The following is a 19,235-nucleotide window of genomic DNA, read 5'->3' as shown; positions in this document are numbered from 1 at the left end:
TTAAATTTCTGAAACGATATTTTTAATAAGCAATTTAAATTTTTCTTTAACCAAGTTAGAAGTTTCTATAACCTCATCATGTGAAAGTGGCTTATCTAAAATTCCAGCAGCCATATTAGTAATACATGATATACCAAGAACATTCATACCGGAATGTTTAGCTACAATTACCTCTGGAACAGTAGACATACCTGTTGCATCTGCTCCAAGTACTCTAAGCATTCTAACCTCCGCTGGAGTTTCATAGGTTGGGCCTGTCATCATAACATAAACCCCTTCTACAACCTCTACTTCTAATTCTAATGCTATCTTCTTTACTAATGAAGTATATTGCCTGTCGTATGCATTTGACATATCTGGGAACCTTGCTCCAAACTCATCAAGATTTTTCCCAATTAAAGGATTAGTTCCTGACATATTTATATGGTCTTTTATTATCATTAAATCTCCTGGCTTAAATGATGTATTAACTCCACCTGCAGCATTCGTTACTATAAGTTTCTTCACTCCTATATAAGCCATAACTCTTATAGGAAATGTTACTAAAGACATTTCATAGCCTTCATAAAAGTGGAATCTTCCCTGCATCATTATAACTTTTTTGCCTCCGAGACTACCGTATACGAACTGACCTACATGACCTTCAACAGTTGATACCGGAAACCCTGGTATATCATTATAATTAATCTCTATTTTATCTTGAATATCCTCAGCAAGACTTCCAAGACCTGACCCTAATATAACTAGAACTTCTGGGATTTCTTTAATTTTTAACTTTATAAACTCACTAGCCTTTTTTATTTTTTCTATGCTCATTAAATACTCTCCTTTAAAATTTCTTTCTTAAAGCTTATGCCATCTATATCATTTTCAATATTCAATATGTCTAAAACTGTTTTTCCTATATCCGAGAAACTATCACGTGTACCAAGATTTACTCCTTGTTTAATGTTTTCTCCATATATTACAAGTGGAGTATATTCTCTAGAATGATCAGTACTCGGTGTTGTTGGGTCACAACCATGATCTGCAGTAATAATTAAAACATCCTCTTTTTTCATAGCATCTATAATTTCTTGAAGCCTATTGTCAAATTCCTCTAAAGCCTTTTTATATCCTATTGGATTGTTTCTATGTCCATAGTGCATATCAAAATCAACTAAATTAGTAAAAATAAGACCCTTTGAGTCACTTTTAATATATTCTAATGTTTTATTTACACCATCCATATTATCACTTATATGCACTGCATCTGTGATTCCTTCACCAGCATAAATATCTTCTATTTTTCCAACTGCTTGAACATCCATGTTACTATTTTTAATATAGTCGAGCATTGTTTTCTTAGGTGGTTTTAATGAAAAATCACGTCTATTAGAAGTCCTTTTAAAGTTACCCTTTGTGCCAATAAATGGTCTTGCAATAACCCTACCTACTCCATGCTCTCCTACTAGTATTTTTCTAGCTATAACGCATATCTCATATAGTCTATCTATAGGTATAATATCTTCATGTGCAGCAATTTGAAATACACTATCCGCAGATGTATAACATATAGGATTTCCAGTTTTAACATGTTCTTCACCAAGTTCCTCTACTATTTCAGTACCTGATGCAACCCTATTTCCTATAACCTTAAGTCCTGTCTTTTCTTCAAATTCCTCTATAACTTCCCTTGGAAAACCATTAGGATAAGTAGGAAATTCCTTTTCTACTATAATTCCTGCAATTTCAAAATGTCCAGTTGTAGTGTCCTTTCCCTTAGACTTTTCCATTAGTCTACCATAACTTCCTAGAGGATTTTCAACTTTACTTAGACCTTCTATTCCATCTATATTAGAAAACCCAAGTGAAGCAAGTTTATTTAAAGAAATTCCACCTTGAGATTTTGATATATTTCCTATGGTATTACTTCCATCATCACCATAAATATGAGCATCGGGCATTTCTCCAATTCCCACACTGTCCAAAACAATTAATATCACTCTATTCATTACCATATCTCCCTTCTATAGGTTATTTAGTATTATACTAGATATACTGTTAAATAAAAAGGTTATTATATATTCATATTTCTAAGGATAATAAAAAAAAGTACGAAAATTATATATTTTTCGTACTAATAAATTTTAGGTTAAATTACTTCAGATTCACCTATGCTCTAGGATGAGTCTTTTTATATACATCGCTGATTCTATTTTTTATTAGTTCAGCGTATACTTGCGTAGTCGATATATCTGAATGTCCTAGCATTTGTTGCACAGACTTTAAATCTGCCCCATTTTCAATTAGGTGAGCTGCAAATGAATGTCTAAGGGTATGTGGTGTTATATCTTTATTTATATCCGCCAATGATGCATAATGTTTTATTATTTTCCAAAACCCTTGCCTAGTCATTCTTTCTCCATGGAAATTTAAAAATAGTGCTGTTTCTTGTTGATTACTAAGTAATTTATCTCTGTAATCGAACATATATGTCTTAAGCATTTCTATTGCAACCTTACCCATAGGTATGATTCTCTCTTTATTTCCACTACATTTTATAAACCCTATTTCAAGATTAATATCATCAAAATTTAAGTTTATAAGCTCAGTTACCCTAATTCCTGTTGCATAAAGAATTTCGAGCATTGCTCTATCTCGAACCCCTTTAGATTCACTTACATTAGGAAGTGACAACAATTTTTCTATTTCCTGGACACTTAAAACCTGAGGAACCTTTTTTTCGGACTTTGGAGATTCAAGATTTAAGGTAGGATCTTTAGTAATTATATTGTTTCTAAGTAGCATTTTATAAAAGGCTCTGATAGAAGCTATACTTCTTGAAATTGAAGAAGTTGCTCTTCCAACTTTTTGAAGATATAAAATATATGCTATTATATTAGTTTTTCTTACTAACTTAAAGTCTAAGTTATTTTCTGCAAGGTACATTAAAAATTTCTTTATGTCCCTAGTATATGACTCTAAGGTATTGTCACTTAATCTTTTATCTTCCCTTAACTCCTGTACAAAATCCTTTAAAACCTTTTCCATTAACAAGTCCCCTTTATGAATTATTCACATCGCTAATATTCAACAAAAGTTTTATAAATCCTTCATTTTCTTATAAAAGCTGTATAAACTTTTGCAGAATATTATATAAAACAACTTTTAAGGTTACTTCTTCCGATCCCCTATGCATTACAAAAACACTATTCCCAGAGGGAATTTGATTGTTTAGAAAGTGGAATTTAACCACAAGTAACTTTACTAAATATGGAAGAAAAAATCCTAAAACTAATAATATAAAAAATACTTTTAAGAAAAGAACCAACCTTTTCCATATCAAAGCCTAACACCCCTAACCAATTATAAAATACCCTGAAAGAGCCTTTATTATTGTTGGACTTATAAAGCCTTCAACTAAACTTCCAAGTAGAGTTATAAGGAAGATAGTTCCTATAATAGTACTATAGGAAACAATACTTATTCCTCCTTGATTATAAAACCCTTTACTCCTTTTTCTTTTAATTACAGCTATAGAGAATGTTAAGCTAAGAGCTGACGTAATAAGTATACAAGGAATATATACTATGTTCTGTGGAATTATACCTACTAATGAAAACACAAGTCCTTTAAGTCCCATACTTTCAATAAAAAATCCTACTGAGAATCCAAGTATAAATCCTCTAAATCCTACTACAATTAATGCAACTGGAACTCCTACAATTGTCAAACTTAAAGCCCAAATTATTAAAATTGAAAACAAATTATTTTTAGCTGATTGAATAAATATTGAAAATCCTGATACTTGTTCTCCAGAATAAATCTTAAAAAAGCTATTCATATAGGCTAAAAGCTCTTGTTTTTCTCCTGCTTCGAGAGATTTAATAGCAAACCCTCCTATAGCAAGACCTACTGAGAAAAATAATAATATTAAAAAGTAAATTCCCATGTTCTCCTTTATATTTCTCGTAACTCGTTCATTTAAAAGAGTTCCCATAAAAAAATTCCCCCTTTCTTTTCATTTGTTTTCTTTAAATCTATATGAAAGAAAAGAGGATTTTATGAAAACTAAATATATTTTTTACTAAGCATTATTCCAATTGCTGTTTTAGCATCAGAGATTTCATCGTTATAAACCATTTCAAGTGCTTTTTCATAATCTAGTCTTAGAATTTCTAAATCCTCATCTCCATCAAGCTTTTGTAAACCTTGTTTCTTTACTTTACAAAAATATAAATACATCTTTTCACTTGAGAAACCTGCTGATAAATAAAATTCTCCTAGAAAAATCATCTCATCTGAAATTACTCCTGTTTCTTCTTCAAGTTCTCTAATTGCACAGTAGTATGGTTGCTCTCTTCCTTCAATTTTTCCTGCTGGTATTTCCATTAATACTTTTTCTACTGCTTTTCTGTACTGCTTAACTAAAATAACTTTTCCTTCATCATCAATACATACTATACCAACTGCTCCACCATGCTCCACAATTTCCCTATATGATGTATTACCATCTTTTACACTTACAAGATCTTTTCTAAGGCTTAGTATCTTTCCTTTATATATGTATTCACTTTCCAATGTTTTCTCTTTACAAACCATATTATCACCTCAATTAATAATAACTTTTATACTAATTATATTATATATAAACCATACTAAATATATTATTATGTATTATATTAAATAGATAGACAATATCTCTCTCCCTCTCTACCATTTGTCGAAAAACTATCATTTACTTATTAATATAATGACGTTATAATATATTTAATAAGTTTTTATGGCATATTTTGCAATTAAATAACATCTTTTACTTTATTTTAATTTTTGTAATTATGTCCTAATAATAAATAAAAAAAACTTTTTCTATAATATATAGAAAAAGTCCCTTTAATATAAAGTAATAAATTTATACTTTTATATTTTAGCCAAGTTTTTGTTGTAGTCTTAGTTTATCAGCAACCATAGCTATAAATTCAGAATTTGTAGGTTTACCTTTGTCATTATGTACGGTATATCCAAAAATTCTATTAATAGTTTCAACTTGTCCTCTTGACCATGCAACCTCTATAGCATGTCTAATTGCCCTTTCAACTCTACTTGCTGTTGTGTTATATTTTTTAGCAATAGAAGGATATAGTTCCTTTGTAACTGCACTAAGCAATTCTATATCTTTAACTACCATTTGAATAGCTTCCCTTAAATATAGATAGCCTTTTATATGCGCTGGAACACCGATTTCATGAATTATATTTGTAATCTCAGCTTCTAGTGAATTAACATTAGAAAATACATGACTTTCTGGCATAACAAGTGATGGAGTTCTTCTAATTTCTTGTTGCATTGACCCTAGGGAAAACATTTGTCTTATTCTTTTACTAAATATATCCATATCAAAAGGTTTTACAACATAATACTCCGCACCAAGGTTAATAGCTCTTTGAGTAATTTTATCTTGTCCAACAGCAGATAAAACTATAACCTTTGGTATATTTATTCCATTCATTGAATTTATCTTTTCAAGTACCCCAAGGCCGTCTAAATGAGGCATTATTATATCTAGAACCAAAACATCTGGTCTGTAATTTCCTACGAATTCAACTGCTTCTAGTCCATCATTGGCAATCGCAACAACCTCAAAGTCTTTCTGTTCCTTTAAGTATTGACTTAATATGCTTGAAAATTCCTTGTTGTCATCGGCGATAAGAATTTTGATCTTTCTATTTTCCATTGTATATCCTCCTAGCTTATTCCATTATCTCTTATTAATAACTAATTCGACAATAAAAAGATATTTCCTTCTCTTTACAGATAAAATTTATTACAGAAATTTCATATTTATTGTAGAGCTTAATTTCATAGAAAAAATTAGGGAGATTTGATATATAATCTCCCTAATTATTTATAGTATTAGGATGCTAATTTAACTTCATTTAACATCCATTCAATATATATACCATAACCCATATTAGGTTTATTAACAAACACATGAGTAACAGCCCCAACAAGTTTTCCATCTTGTATTATAGGACTTCCACTCATACCTTGAACTATACCACCAGTTTTTTCTAAAAGCTCATTATCTATTACCTTTATAATCATACTTTTAGGACTTGGTTTTGTTTGAGAATTAAGTCTCTCTATTATAATATCATATTCCTTCGTTTCTGTACCATCAACACAAGCTAAAATTTTCGCAGGCCCTTCTTTTACTTCACTTTGTCTTGCAATTGGTATTGCTTTCTTACTTTGTAAGTCACTCCACATTTCAGGAGATATCCCATATACACCACTAAATGTATTTTTGTTCAAACTTCCTACCTTATCTTTTTCGGTAAATACTCCTCTTAATTCTCCAGGTTTTCCTTTTTCTCCTTTTTCTACAGAAATTATTTTTGCATTATAAGTGCTACCTTCTTTTATAGAAAGCATCTTTCCTGTATCAACATCATTTATAGGATGACCAAGTGCTCCAAATTTACCGGAATTTTCTTCATAAAAAGTAAGTGTTCCAACCCCAGAAGTAGAATTTCTTACCCATAATCCTATTTTATATTGAGAAGATTCATCAGACTCTATAGGATTTATAGATTTGCTTATAATACTATCTTTTCTCTTAATCTTAAACTTTACTATTTTACCCTTTGACTTCGAAATTGTATTAGATAATGTATTTATATCAACTAACTCTTCTCCATTAGCTTCTAGAAGAATATCACCTATTTCTATTCCAGCACCAACTCCTGGACTTTCTTTTTTTCCATTTTTAGTTTCTACATCTGAAAAACCTACAACAATAATACCTTCAGTTAAAAGCTTAATTCCTACTGGTTTCCCTCCAGGTATTACCTTTACCTCAGGCTTTAAATTTAAAGTAACTTTTTTTACAGGTATTAAACCAAATAGTTTAACATTTAAATTTATATTTTGATTACTAGTAGATGAATTTTTACTAAAAGCTTCCACTGTATATATAAAGTTTGACTTTAACTTTTTATCAGATAGGTTAACTAGTTCTAGTTTATTATTAGTAATTTTAACTACACTAGGTAAAGATGCTACTTTAACAAATGCAAATGAAAAAGTAACGGCAATAATTATTGATAAAGTTATTAGTATTTTTGTGTATTTTATTTTCAAGATAATCACTCCTTATTGCCAGTTTGTTAAATCAACATCCTTCGATGTTTTTAACTTATCCTTTTTGTTGTCCACATATACTATAAGAAAAACAACAATAATAGCAATAAGAAGATTTTATGTAAAGCTTATGAAAAACAAAATAATCTTCATCTAGTAAACTAGTGAAGATTATCTCTTTTATTATATAGTTAATGAAGTTTTATAGCTTTGTGCTAACTCTAAAACTTCAAGAGCATTTTTTCTAGTTAGATCAGTTATTTCTGCTCCACCGAGCAATCTAGCTAACTCTTCTATTTTTTCATCTTTAGTAAGTAGTGCAACCTCTGTTAATGTAATATTATTCTTTACACTTTTTTGTATTTTATAATGATTATCACTCATCGCAGCTATTTGTGGTAAGTGAGTAATACAAAGTATTTGATGCTCTCTAGATATTATAGCCATTTTTTCAGCTACAGCTTGCGCTGTTCTTCCACTTACACCTGTATCTACTTCATCAAAAATAAGTGTAGGTATACTATCTATATCTGCTATTACAGTTTTAATAGCAAGCATTATTCTAGATATTTCACCTCCAGAAGCAATTTTTGAAAGTGCTTTTAAAGGCTGCCCTGGATTTGCAGTCATTAAAAACTTTACAGAATTTTTACCATTTATCTGGAATCTTTCTTCTTCAATTACTTTAACTTCAAAAATAGCCTTTTCCATTCCAAGAGATTTTAACTGAGACTCTATTAAATCTTGTAGCTTAATAGCATTTTCTCTTCTAATAACTGTCATTTCATGTGAAAGTAGATTAAGAGTTTTAGCTAATGACTCACTTTCATGTTCAAGATTTATAATTGTATCATCACTTTTTTCTATATCTGATAATTCCTTTAGAATTTTTTCATTATAATCTATAACCTCATCTATTGTAGAACCATATTTTCTTTTTAGTTTATTAATTAAATTAAGTCTTTCCTCTACTTCATTTAATATATCCTCATTAAAATCTATAGAAAGCCTATAATCTCTAACATCTTCTAATAAAGCTTCTAAACGATAGTATATATCTTCACAGGACTCCTTCATTTGTTTAATTCTATCATCATAATTCTCTATAGAATTAAAACTAGTTAAAGCTGACCCTAATGCATCATATGCTGCCTCTCCAATAGTCGTTGAATATAACTTATTATAAATCGTATTTAATGATGAATATATCTTTCCTGAATTCATCATTAATTCTTTTGATGATATAAGCTCTTCATCTTCACCGATTTTCAAATTTGCCTCAACAATTTCTTGGGACTGAAATGATAATAAATCTATCATTCTAAGCTTTTCTTTTTCATTTGTAGAAAGCTTTTTGATATTTTCTATTACATAAGAATATCTTTTATACTTTTCTATGTATTCTTCCTTAACTCTTTCTAATTTATTCCCACAAAATAAATCTAAAAGCTTTATATTTAATTCATCATTAAGTAAGGATTGATGTTCATGTTGTCCATGAATATCTATAAGGTATTTTCCTATAGATTTTAAAAATCCTACTGTAACTGCTTTTCCATTAATTCTGGATACACTTTTTCCTGTTTTACTTATTTCTCTTGATATTATTAGATTATCTTCTACTTCTATTCCATTTTCATTTAAAAGTAAATTTACTTCATCTATGTTTACTGAAAATATACCTTCAACAAAAGCTGAATCCTCTCCAAATCTTATAATATCCTTTGTTTGCTTATCTCCAAGTATAAAGTTTATAGAATCTATCAAAATCGATTTACCTGCCCCGGTTTCTCCAGTTAACATGTTAAGTCCTGAGGTAAATCTTATATCTGCTTCATCAATTAATGCAAAGTTTTTTATATGAAGTGCTAGAAGCATTTTTAGCCCTCCTATATATTTAATAGTTTCTTATATTTTCCAACAAGTTCACGAGCCTTTTCTTCAGTTCTAGCTAGAATTAGAATAGTATTATCACCTGCTATAGTACCAACAATTCCATCCCAACCTAAGGTATCGATTGCTTCAGCTGCTGCAGAACCTGATCCTGAAAGTGTTTTTATTAAAATTGCATTACCAACATAATCTATATTCACCACGGTTTGGGTAAATATATTAACTAATTTTTCGGAAAGAACATTTTCTCCCTGTGCAATTGATGCATACTTATATCTACCTGATGCAGATAAAACCTTTATAAGCTTTAATTCCTTAACGTCCCTAGATACTGTTGCTTGAGTTACATCCATTCCCTGCCCTCTTAGTGCATCTACAAGCTCTTCTTGAGTTTCTATATCTTTTTGTGTTATAAGCTCTAGTATTTTTGCATGCCTAGCAATTTTCATGTAAGTACCCCTTTCGTCCTCTATATAGTTCTCTGCTTTAATTTATTCCTCAATACATCAAAAAAACTTCTATTTGAAAGTTTTATAAGTTTAACGTTAAATGGTGCCTTATTAATTACTACTTTATCAAAGTTATTTAACCTAAGTCCCCTTTGTCCATCACATGTTAAAAAAGCTCCCTCATGACTACTCTCAATCTCAACAGTTATTGTTTGAGAGTCGGAAAGCACGATTGACCTTGAGTAAAGTGTATGGGGGCATATTGGTGTTATAAGCATAACCCCAAGCTCAGGACTAATAATTGGTCCCCCTGCTGATAGGGAGTATGCAGTAGACCCTGTAGGTGTAGATGTTAATATTCCATCTCCATTGTAAGTATCAACGAACTCATCATCTGCATATATATTAAGAGTTATAAGTCTAGATAAAGTTCCTTTAGTTATTCCAATATCATTAAATGAGTATAGGCTTTCTCCCTTTTCCCCATTTTTTATAACACTTGCCTCCAGTAGAATTCTCTCCTGAATAGTAAAATCATTATTAAGTATTTTATTTAAAGCTAAAAAAGTGTCTTCTCTTTCAACTTCTGTAATAAATCCTAAATGCCCCATATTTATCCCTAAAATTGGGATATTACTAGAAGCTACACTTCTTGCAACTCCAAGTAAAGTTCCATCTCCTCCTAGTACAATCAAAAAGTCTGCATTATTATATATTTCACTTTGTGTATATCCTATTTCTGGTCTATTAATTTTTGATGCCCCAATTTCTGTAAGTAGAACTGTGTTTCCTTTTTCCTCGAGCCAATTTATAATTGAAGATGTTAGCTCTAGTCCTATATCCTTAGTTAAATTAACTATTATCCCAAACTTTGCCATAAACTCACCGCCGAATTTATATTTCTTTACAAACTTTCATGTGATAGTCTTACTATGTCCTTTGCAAGACATTCGCTATCTAAAACTTCTTTACTTTCTTCTAAGCTAACTTCCTTTGTAAGATATAAAAGATATTCTATATTACCTTCTGGTCCCTTAACAGGAGAAAACTGAAGTCCTTTTATTTTATAACCAATTGATACTGCAAAATTCATAATTTTAAGTATTACTTCTTCATGAACAGCAGGATCCCTAACTACACCTTTTTTCCCAACCTTTTCTCTTCCAGCTTCAAACTGTGGTTTTATTAAAGCTACTATTTCCCCATTTTCACTTAATAGAGTCTTAAGAACTGGTAATACAAGTCTTAATGATATAAATGAAACATCGATAGATGCAAAATCAAGTTCTTCATCAAGATGTTCAGGGGTAACATATCTTATGTTTGTTCTTTCCATACACCTAACTCTTTCATCTGTTCTTAAGACCCACGCCATTTGTCCATAACCAACATCTACAGCATAAACCTTTTTAGCTCCATTTTTAAGCATACAATCAGTAAATCCCCCTGTAGATGCTCCAACATCCATACAAACCTTATTATCTAAAATAATATTAAATTCTTTCATAGCCTTAGCAAGCTTTAGTCCGCCTCGACTAACATAACCAATCGCATCACCTTTTACCTCTATATTTGATGCAACTTTTATTTTTTCCCCTGGTTTATCTACCCTATTGCCATTTACGAAAACAAGACCTGCCATTATGTTTTTTCTTGCTTTTTCCCTAGAGTCAAAAAACCCTTTTTCAACTAATAGGATATCTATTCTTTCCTTAGCCTCTGCCATGGTAGTCTCCTTTTATATTTTTTAGTATAGTACTTGTTATTCCCTTTGAATCTAAGCCATATTCTTCGTATAACTTATCTACACTTCCGTGGTGAATAAACTCATCATGATATCCTATAAGTACAGTTTTTTTGTAAGAGTTTATACTAGTTATATACTCTAAAACAGACTCTCCAAATCCTCCACCTATCATATTATCTTCTACAGTGAATACTATATCATGACATTTGTATATATATTCTAACATATTTTTATCTAAAGGTTTAATAAATTTAGCATTTATTACAGTAGAATTTATACCTTTGCTTTCAAGTTCCTTGCTTGCCTCTAGGCTATGTTGAACCATTTTACCTACTGCAATAATAGCTATATCTTTTCCCTTTTTAACTTCTTCCCATTTCCCAAGTTCAATTGAATCTTCTTCATTAAAACTTAAATTCCCATCACAACCTCTTGGATATCTAATAGCAAGAGGTGAATCATTGTACATAAACCCCCATTTAAGCATCTTTCTAAATTCTATAATACTTTTAGGGGACATAATAACCATATTAGGTATTGTTCTTAGGTATGAAATATCAAATACCCCTTGGTGTGTCTCTCCATCTTCACCAACTATTCCTGACCTATCAATACAAAACATAACCGGTAGATTTTGTATTGCAACATCGTGTAAAACCTGATCATAAGCTCTTTGAAGAAATGTAGAGTAAACCGCAAAAACAGGTTTCAAACCACTTGATGCCATACCTGCTGATAGTGATACCGCATGTTGTTCTGCTATTCCTACATCAAAAAATCTTTTAGGGAACCTTTTAGCAAAATCAGAAAGTCCTGTTCCATCTGGCATTGCAGCTGTAATTGCAACTAATTTTTCATTTTTCTCCGCTGCATCTATTATTTCTTCTCCAAAGACACTTGAATATGATGCCTTAGATTTTGTTGATTCTCCTGTTTCTATAGTAAAGGGACCTATCCCATGAAATTTATCAGGCTTTTTCTCAGCAAAATAATAACCTTTTCCTTTTTTTGTTATTACATGAATTAAAACAGGTCCTCTAATTTTCTTAGCTCTTGTTAATACACTTGAAACTTCTTTAATATCATGACCATCAATAGGTCCTAGATAAGTAAATCCTAACTCTTCAAATAACATTCCTTTAACAACTAGACACTTAACACTTTCCTTTACTCTTTCAGCTGCCTTATATAAATTATTTCCAACAGCAGGTATTTTTTTAACCATATATTCTAAATCATCTCTTATGTTCATATAAGTAGGTTGAGTTCTTATTTTAGCTAAGTAACTAGATACACTACCTACATTTTGAGAAATAGACATTTCATTATCATTGAGAATAACAATAACATTTGTATTACTATTTCCAGCATGATTCAAGGCTTCAAAAGCCATACCTCCGGTAAGTGCTCCATCGCCAATAACTGCTACAACGTCATTTTTATCACCTTTAATATCACGTGCCTTAGCAAAGCCTAGGGCTGCTGATATTGAAGTACTGCTATGACCTGTTGAAAAACTATCATATTCACTTTCACTTGGCCTTGGAAATCCACTTAATCCACCGTATTTTCTAAGGGTATCAAATCTATCTTTTCTCCCTGTGAGAATTTTGTGTACATAGGATTGATGTCCAACATCCCAAACAATCTTATCATCTGGCATATTAAACACTCTATGAAGTGCAATAGTTAACTCTACTACACCTAGATTCGGTGCTAAGTGTCCTCCTGTTTTTGATACAGATGAAATTAAAAAGTTTCTTATCTCATCTGCTAATTGATAAAGCTCATTTAATTTTAAATTTTTTATATCCTGTGGGTAATTTATACTATCTAGTAATGACATATTCTTCACCTATATTAATTTTATTTTTTCATCATAAAAGATTCCAAAACCCATGCTACGTTATATACTATACTGTTGCTTTTTGAAATTGCAAAAATCTTTCCTATCGCTTTCCCCCCAACAGTTAAAGAAGCTATTATACCACTTATAATTAAAGTTAATATTGTTGCATTATTAATAGTTGTAGATGAAATTATCTTAACAACTATTACAGCTCCTGTAGTACCACTTATAATACCACAAATATCTCCTATAACATCATTACAAAATGTTGAAACTTTACCTGCATTTCTAATTAGCACAACGGATATTTTAGATCCTTTAATCTTTTTAGAAGCCATGGAATGAAATGGTGTTTCATCTGCTGTGGCTACTGCCATTCCTATAATGTCAAATATAATTCCAATTAAAATTATAACAATCAATATTATAAAAGCTATGAATATATCTACTCTACCAAGGAAGATATCAGAAACATAGCCAATAGTTGAAGATATTATGAAAGATAAAACAAATATTAAAACAACCCATTTAACATTAGAACCTTTATCTGGTGTTTTACTTTGAAACTTTACTTTTTTTCTTTCTTTGTCTCTTAATTTATTTTCTCCCATAAAACCACCTTTATATAATACCCTTAGGTGGTAATAAAGTAGGTTAAGTTTGCGGCTTAGGTCTAGCAGGCTTTCCCATTTTCGAGACCACATGTCGCCATAATGGTGGTTTCCCTTTAACCGAAAATCTACATCGTTGCCAAGTATAGGGCTAGATTGCCACTTAGTCCGCACTGCAATCCCTACTTTATCACTTCTATTAACTAGTTGAACAGTCTAGTGGTTTTCCCAAACGACATAGCCTCTTCCTAGCCTCTTTTGCAAAATTGGTTTCCTGTAGCAATAACTATTACCTTCGGGCCCTGAAAGTAATAGTCTGATCCACCCTCCGCCAATTTCACTCAAGGCAGGCTACACTGCAAGTAGCTATTTCTAACCACTATGCAGGTTTAATCCTATACCGTAGAGTAATCTAGTTATCCACGAAGATAGGTCTCCACGAAAAGTAGGGTCGATTGCGCATGCCATTGCGGTCGCCCCACTTCTCTTACTCCCAGCACCAACCCATAACTGGGCGTAACGAGCCAGCACAAGAAGCTTCATCGATGTGCCCTTTGACGAATTTTTAGCCCCGCCTTCAAAAGAGGTATAGCCGACTAGAATACTGCACCACCTAAGCTAATTTATTATTCTAGCATATATGATATAAAGTAACAATATTTCATATAACTTTTATAAGTTATATTTCCCTATTCTTATGTAGGTTAATTTATATTTTTACTTACTTCGATTTAGAAGGTATCTGGTATAATCTGATAAAAAGCCACTTGGATCAATTTCTTTTGAAATCTCTAGGGCTTTATCTGTTAAACTCCTTGAAAGGTTTATAGATTCCTCTATTCCAAGTAGGGAAACAAATGTAGATTTATTATTCTCCTTATCACTTCCAATGTTCTTACCAAGTACTTTGGGATCTCCTGTGTAATCAAGTATATCATCAACAATTTGGAATACTAGCCCTATATTCTTACCATATTCCCTTATAATATCTAAGTAGTCTTCACGCTCTGCTGATAATGCTCCAACTATGCAAGCGGCCTCAATTAATGCTCCTGTTTTCTTGCTATGCATTTCAATTAATCTATCTATAGATATAGCTTTCCCTTCACTTTCAATATCTATAATTTGCCCTGCTATCATTCCCCTTATGCCTGAAGCATTAGAAATAATTTTTCCTATTTTAGCATAATAGGAATTATAATTAGACTTTTCAATCTCATCAAATATAATTTCAAATGCTAAGTTTAAAAGACCATCTCCTGCAAGTATAGCATTACCTTCCCCAAACTTAATATGATTAGTTGGAGATCCTCTTCTCAAATCATCATTATCCATAGCTGGAAGGTCATCGTGTATCAAAGAGTAGGTATGTATACATTCTATTGAAATAGCAAAAGGTAGTGCCTTATTTACGTCACCACCTAATGCCTTTGCTACTGCAAGGACTAAAACAGGTCTTACCCTTTTTCCTCCTGCAAGTAAACTATAATTCATAGCATCTGCTATGGTCTTTTCTGTTACTTTATAATCAACAATTGAGGCTATATTTCTATTGATGGATTCTATAATGGATTTTAACTCATTTTCAAAAGTCATTTCTATTCCCCCTGTAGAGAGAATTCTTCCTCTTGAACCTCTCCATTTTTAGCCTTAACTATAGAGTTAATCTTTTGTTCCGCTTCATCAAGCCTTGCATTACAAAGAGCAACGAGATCCATTCCCTCTTTGAATATATCTATAGATTCTTCAAGGGAGAGCTCTTCACTTTCCATTTTAGTAACTATCTCCTCTAATCTATCTATTGCTCCTTCGAAATTCTTCTCTTTTTTTCTAGCTGCCATTTTTTCCCCTCCACTATTTCTTCTACCTTACAATTCAACTCTCCATCTATCATATTAACATTTATAATATCTCCTAACTTAACATTACTAACACTATTTACAACCTTTTTCCCAATTTGGGTAAAGGTATATCCTCTTTTAAGAACATTAATAGGACTCATAGCATCAAGCTTAGAAATTAAAACTGCATATTTTGATTTTTTATTCATAAGAGACTTCTGTACAAGGGAAATAATATCCTTCTCTTTTATTAAAATATTACTTCTCTCAACTTTTATCTTATCATAAAAACTACTTAATATTTTGTCGTATAATCCATCTAGATATTGCATATTTGCCTTTAACTTTCTATCAGGAGATCTCATTTCTAGTATATTTTTATAGCTTTCAACCTTGCTAGATTTTTCTGTTAAGACTATATTCATTAATGCATATAACCTTTGGTCTATTGAACTTATTTTATATGATAAATTATCAAATGATGGAACTATTAATTCAGCAGCATGGGATGGGGTTGATGCCCTGTAGTCTGAAACAAAATCACAGATTGTAAAATCTGTTTCATGACCAATAGCTGATACTATAGGTATTTTGCTACTATAAACTGCTCTTGCTAAAGACTCTTCATTAAAAGCCCAAAGCTCTTCTATCGAACCGCCACCTCTTGCAATTATAATAACATCTATATCACTCTTTTTATTAAAATACTCTATCCCCTCTATTATTGTATACTCTGCTCCCTCTCCTTGAACCTTTGCTGGATAAAGAAGTATATCGGTTCCTTTATATCTATTAGTTGCTACGTTAATTATATCTCTAATAACAGCACCTGTAGGTGAGGTAATTACCCCTATTCTATTCGGAAAAAATGGCAAGGATTTTTTCCTTGCCACATCAAACAAACCTTCTGATTCTAGTTTTTTCTTAAGCTGCTCATATGCAATATATAAGCTGCCAATACCGTCAGGCTGCATAGCTTTGCAATATACCTGATATTTGCCGTCTCTTTCGTAAACTGAAACTCTTCCTCTAACTAGAACCTTTTGCCCATTTTGTGGTCTAAACTTCAATAGTAATGTATCTCCCTTAAACATTACACAGCTAAGCTTTGCCTTATCATCTTTTAATGTAAAATACATATGTCCCGATGAATGATGGGTGAAGTTAGATATTTCTCCATTTATGTATATATCAATTAATTCAATATCATTTTCAAAAATATCCTTAATGTATGAGTTTACCTCATATACACTAAAGTGTTTATTGTTCATATTCTAGTGAAGCCTCCAAAATGTTTTCAATAAGCATTGTAGTTGTCATTGCACCTACTCCACCTGGTACAGGAGTAATGTGTGATGCTTTTTCAAGTACTGCATCAAAGTCAACATCTCCCTTTAACTTTCCATCAACCATGTTAACTCCAGCATCAATAACAACAGTTCCTTCCTTTACCATATCAGCGGTTATAAGATTAGCCTTTCCAGCTGCACTTACTAATATATCGCAATTTAGAGTTTCTGCCTTTAAATCCTTCGTTTTTGAATGACAGATGTTAACAGTAGCACCTTCAGCAAGAAGTAGCAGTGCTACAGGCTTACCAACTATGTTACTTCTTCCAACTACACACACTTTCTTACCTACAAGTTCAATTCCTGTTTCTTTAATTAATCTAACAATACCCTTTGGTGTACAAGGAAGTAAACATTTTTCTCCTCTGAAAAGTTTACCCGTGTTGTCTAAAGTAAAGCAGTCTATATCCTTATTAGGTTTAATAGCTCTTGCAACATTATCTGGTGATATGTGCTTTGGAAGTGGAAGCTGTACTATTATTCCATTAACGTCTTCTCTATCATTTAATTCATTTATAAGAGATATAACTTCTTCCTCTGTACTTTCTGCTGGTAGTTCAAACATCTTATATTCTACACCTACTTCAGATGCAGTCTTTTGTTGTCCCTTAACATATGAAACAGATGAAGGATCGTTTCCTACTAGTATTGCAGCAACTCCTGGAACTCTTCCTTTAATTTCCTTGTGCTTATTAACTTTCACCTTTAACTCTTCTCTAATGTTTGCCGCTACTTGCTTAGCGTTAATAATTATTCCACTCATTTTCTCACCTCATAAGATAAAATGTATTTTATTTTGCTAAATAAACGGTATATCACATATACCCTTTAGTATATGTTAATTATAATTGAAATCAGTTTATCATTTTGATTAATAAATGTCTAGCAGAAAAATGTGATGAATTTCTCTTCCATTATTTGATATTTTATTTATATGTACTAACTATTTTTTTATAACCTATTTTAGCTACTCCAACAGCATTATCACATCCATATTGGCCTCTTGCAAAATAAACATTATTAAATTTATTTCTTTTAAAATACTCTTTTAAAAACTTACTTGAAGATACTCCCCCCATAAACACTATAGGTAAATCATAAAGTTTTTGTATATTTAAACATACCTTTTGCAGGGTTTTTGATATACATAACATCACAGCATAGGATATATCTTCACTATTATAGTTTAGGGATATATACTCATGAGCTTTTGTTTCTTGTCCAGAAAAATTCATAAATAACCCCTCAACCTTTGATGGTATTCTTAAATTAGACTCTTTAACCTTTAAAGCTAATTTATCAATACTTGTTCCTGCTGGAAAAGTATGTCCAAGACCAACACCTGTCCTATCTATAAATTGACCAATACTTATATCCTTTGTACCACCGATTATATCTATATTATATATCTCATTATTTTTAACATTTAAAACCTCTGTTGTTCCACCTGATATATGTATAGCAATAAAATTATTAAAATTTAAACTAATTGAATTCAAAGCTGCTTCTAAATGTCCCTCTTGATGTGTAGTTTCTAGTAATGGGATATTATTTAGATTTGCTATAGACTTCGCTATACTTTCTCCTGCTAAAAATACTGGCATATAGGACCCCTCAATAGGTCTTGGCTTCGTACTAACTGCAACAGCATCTAACTTATAAACTTTCAAACCCTCTAGAAGACTAGGCATATTTTTGATATGTTCAAAAAGGGCATCTGACTGTCTCAGACCCCTTTTACCCAAACTTACTGTAAGTAATTTTCTTCTATCTTCTATTATTCCATCATCTGAATATATAGCTATAGAAGTTGTATAGTTACTAGTATCTATTCCTAGTACATTTGCCACTAAGCTTCTATCTCCCTTTGAATGTTACCAAGAACTCCATTTATAAATGCTCTTGATTTATCTTCACAGTATATTTTTGAAAGTTCTATAGCCTCATTTATAGCTGATGCATTTGGTACATCCTCTCTGTTTAACATTTCGAATATTGCAATTCTCATAATTGCAAGTTCTACTCTACCAATTCTAGCTACTTTCCAACCCCTTGAATACTTTTCTATATATGAATCTATTTCCTTTATATTTTCTTCTATTAACATAACAGTTGATGTTATATATTGAAGGTCATTATCTGATAACTTTAAAGTATCAAATTCGCATTCGTTTTCTACTGGTATTTCACGTGCTTCATAATAATTTTCTACAATTTCTTGTCCAACTGCATTCTTTAAAGAAAGCTGATATACAAGGTGCATTGCAAGTTCTCTAGCCTTTCTTCTACTCATGTATTTTCCTCCATTAATATGCCTTTAAGCTTTATCGTATAATTTATTAAATTCCTAAGATTCCCAAGGCGGACTTAA

The 19,235-nt window shown here is 31.4% G+C and carries 19 protein-coding genes; all 19 read right to left on the bottom strand.

Going from position 1 to position 19,235, the window contains the following annotated elements:
- Entirely contained in the window at positions 1–816 is an 816-nt protein-coding gene (locus CLCY_RS09045) for a purine-nucleoside phosphorylase (protein ID WP_048570809.1), read from the bottom strand.
- The gene (locus CLCY_RS09040) at positions 816–2,000 is read right to left on the bottom strand and encodes a phosphopentomutase (protein WP_048570808.1); all 1,185 of its coding nucleotides are present in this window, start codon (positions 1,998–2,000) and stop codon (positions 816–818) included. Before CLCY_RS09040 ends, CLCY_RS09045 begins: the two co-directional genes overlap by 1 nt.
- Before the next feature lie 154 nt (positions 2,001–2,154).
- Positions 2,155–3,033, bottom strand: a complete 879-nt coding sequence (xerD, locus tag CLCY_RS09035) for a site-specific tyrosine recombinase XerD (RefSeq protein WP_048570807.1) — start codon at positions 3,031–3,033, stop codon at positions 2,155–2,157.
- Positions 3,034–3,340: 307 nt separating this feature from the next.
- Positions 3,341–3,982, bottom strand: coding sequence for a stage II sporulation protein M (gene spoIIM / locus CLCY_RS09025; RefSeq protein ID WP_048570805.1), 642 nt, complete (start codon positions 3,980–3,982; stop codon positions 3,341–3,343).
- A gap of 71 nt (positions 3,983–4,053) precedes the next feature.
- Entirely contained in the window at positions 4,054–4,584 is a 531-nt protein-coding gene (locus tag CLCY_RS09020; RefSeq protein WP_048570804.1) for an NUDIX hydrolase, read from the bottom strand.
- 325 nt (positions 4,585–4,909) lie between these two features.
- A complete protein-coding gene (gene spo0A / locus CLCY_RS09015; protein ID WP_048570803.1) occupies positions 4,910–5,716 on the bottom strand; it encodes a sporulation transcription factor Spo0A in 807 nt (268 codons plus the stop codon).
- Between the two features lie 179 nt (positions 5,717–5,895).
- The gene (gene spoIVB / locus CLCY_RS09010; RefSeq protein ID WP_082141775.1) at positions 5,896–7,125 is read right to left on the bottom strand and encodes a SpoIVB peptidase; all 1,230 of its coding nucleotides are present in this window, start codon (positions 7,123–7,125) and stop codon (positions 5,896–5,898) included.
- Between the two features lie 183 nt (positions 7,126–7,308).
- On the bottom strand, positions 7,309–9,003 hold the full coding sequence (gene recN / locus CLCY_RS09005; RefSeq protein ID WP_048570802.1) for a DNA repair protein RecN: 1,695 nt from the start codon (positions 9,001–9,003) through the stop codon (positions 7,309–7,311).
- An 11-nt stretch (positions 9,004–9,014) separates the two neighbouring features.
- A complete protein-coding gene (locus CLCY_RS09000; protein WP_048570801.1) occupies positions 9,015–9,467 on the bottom strand; it encodes an arginine repressor in 453 nt (150 codons plus the stop codon).
- 20 nt (positions 9,468–9,487) lie between these two features.
- Positions 9,488–10,345 (bottom strand): NAD(+)/NADH kinase, encoded by an 858-nt coding sequence (locus CLCY_RS08995; RefSeq protein WP_048570800.1) that lies wholly within the window; start codon positions 10,343–10,345, stop codon positions 9,488–9,490.
- 26 nt (positions 10,346–10,371) lie between these two features.
- The gene (locus CLCY_RS08990; RefSeq protein ID WP_048570799.1) at positions 10,372–11,193 is read right to left on the bottom strand and encodes a TlyA family RNA methyltransferase; all 822 of its coding nucleotides are present in this window, start codon (positions 11,191–11,193) and stop codon (positions 10,372–10,374) included.
- A complete protein-coding gene (dxs, locus tag CLCY_RS08985) occupies positions 11,180–13,060 on the bottom strand; it encodes a 1-deoxy-D-xylulose-5-phosphate synthase (RefSeq protein WP_048570798.1) in 1,881 nt (626 codons plus the stop codon). Before dxs ends, CLCY_RS08990 begins: the two co-directional genes overlap by 14 nt.
- Positions 13,061–13,080: 20 nt before the next feature.
- Positions 13,081–13,674, bottom strand: a complete 594-nt coding sequence (locus tag CLCY_RS08980; protein WP_048570797.1) for a hypothetical protein — start codon at positions 13,672–13,674, stop codon at positions 13,081–13,083.
- A 717-nt stretch (positions 13,675–14,391) separates the two neighbouring features.
- Entirely contained in the window at positions 14,392–15,270 is an 879-nt protein-coding gene (locus CLCY_RS08975) for a polyprenyl synthetase family protein (RefSeq protein WP_048570796.1), read from the bottom strand.
- A gap of 2 nt (positions 15,271–15,272) precedes the next feature.
- Positions 15,273–15,515, bottom strand: coding sequence for an exodeoxyribonuclease VII small subunit (gene xseB / locus CLCY_RS08970; protein WP_048570795.1), 243 nt, complete (start codon positions 15,513–15,515; stop codon positions 15,273–15,275).
- A complete protein-coding gene (xseA, locus tag CLCY_RS08965; protein ID WP_048570794.1) occupies positions 15,473–16,786 on the bottom strand; it encodes an exodeoxyribonuclease VII large subunit in 1,314 nt (437 codons plus the stop codon). The genes xseB and xseA overlap by 43 nt, the downstream gene beginning before the upstream one ends.
- A complete protein-coding gene (locus CLCY_RS08960) occupies positions 16,776–17,627 on the bottom strand; it encodes a bifunctional 5,10-methylenetetrahydrofolate dehydrogenase/5,10-methenyltetrahydrofolate cyclohydrolase (RefSeq protein WP_048570793.1) in 852 nt (283 codons plus the stop codon). The genes xseA and CLCY_RS08960 overlap by 11 nt, the downstream gene beginning before the upstream one ends.
- Positions 17,628–17,790: 163 nt before the next feature.
- Positions 17,791–18,714 carry a tRNA (adenosine(37)-N6)-threonylcarbamoyltransferase complex transferase subunit TsaD gene (locus CLCY_RS08955; RefSeq protein WP_048570792.1) on the bottom strand — a complete coding sequence of 308 codons (924 nt, stop codon included), beginning with the start codon at positions 18,712–18,714 and terminating at the stop codon, positions 17,791–17,793.
- A complete protein-coding gene (gene nusB, locus CLCY_RS08950; RefSeq protein WP_048570791.1) occupies positions 18,714–19,157 on the bottom strand; it encodes a transcription antitermination factor NusB in 444 nt (147 codons plus the stop codon). Before nusB ends, CLCY_RS08955 begins: the two co-directional genes overlap by 1 nt.
- Positions 19,158–19,235 lie beyond the last annotated feature (78 nt).

The sequence above is a fragment of the Clostridium cylindrosporum DSM 605 genome (genome assembly GCF_001047375.1).
GTDB classification, from domain to species: domain Bacteria; phylum Bacillota; class Clostridia; order Clostridiales; family Caloramatoraceae; genus Clostridium_AB; species Clostridium_AB cylindrosporum.
This window is presented reverse-complemented; position numbering and strand designations above follow the sequence as displayed.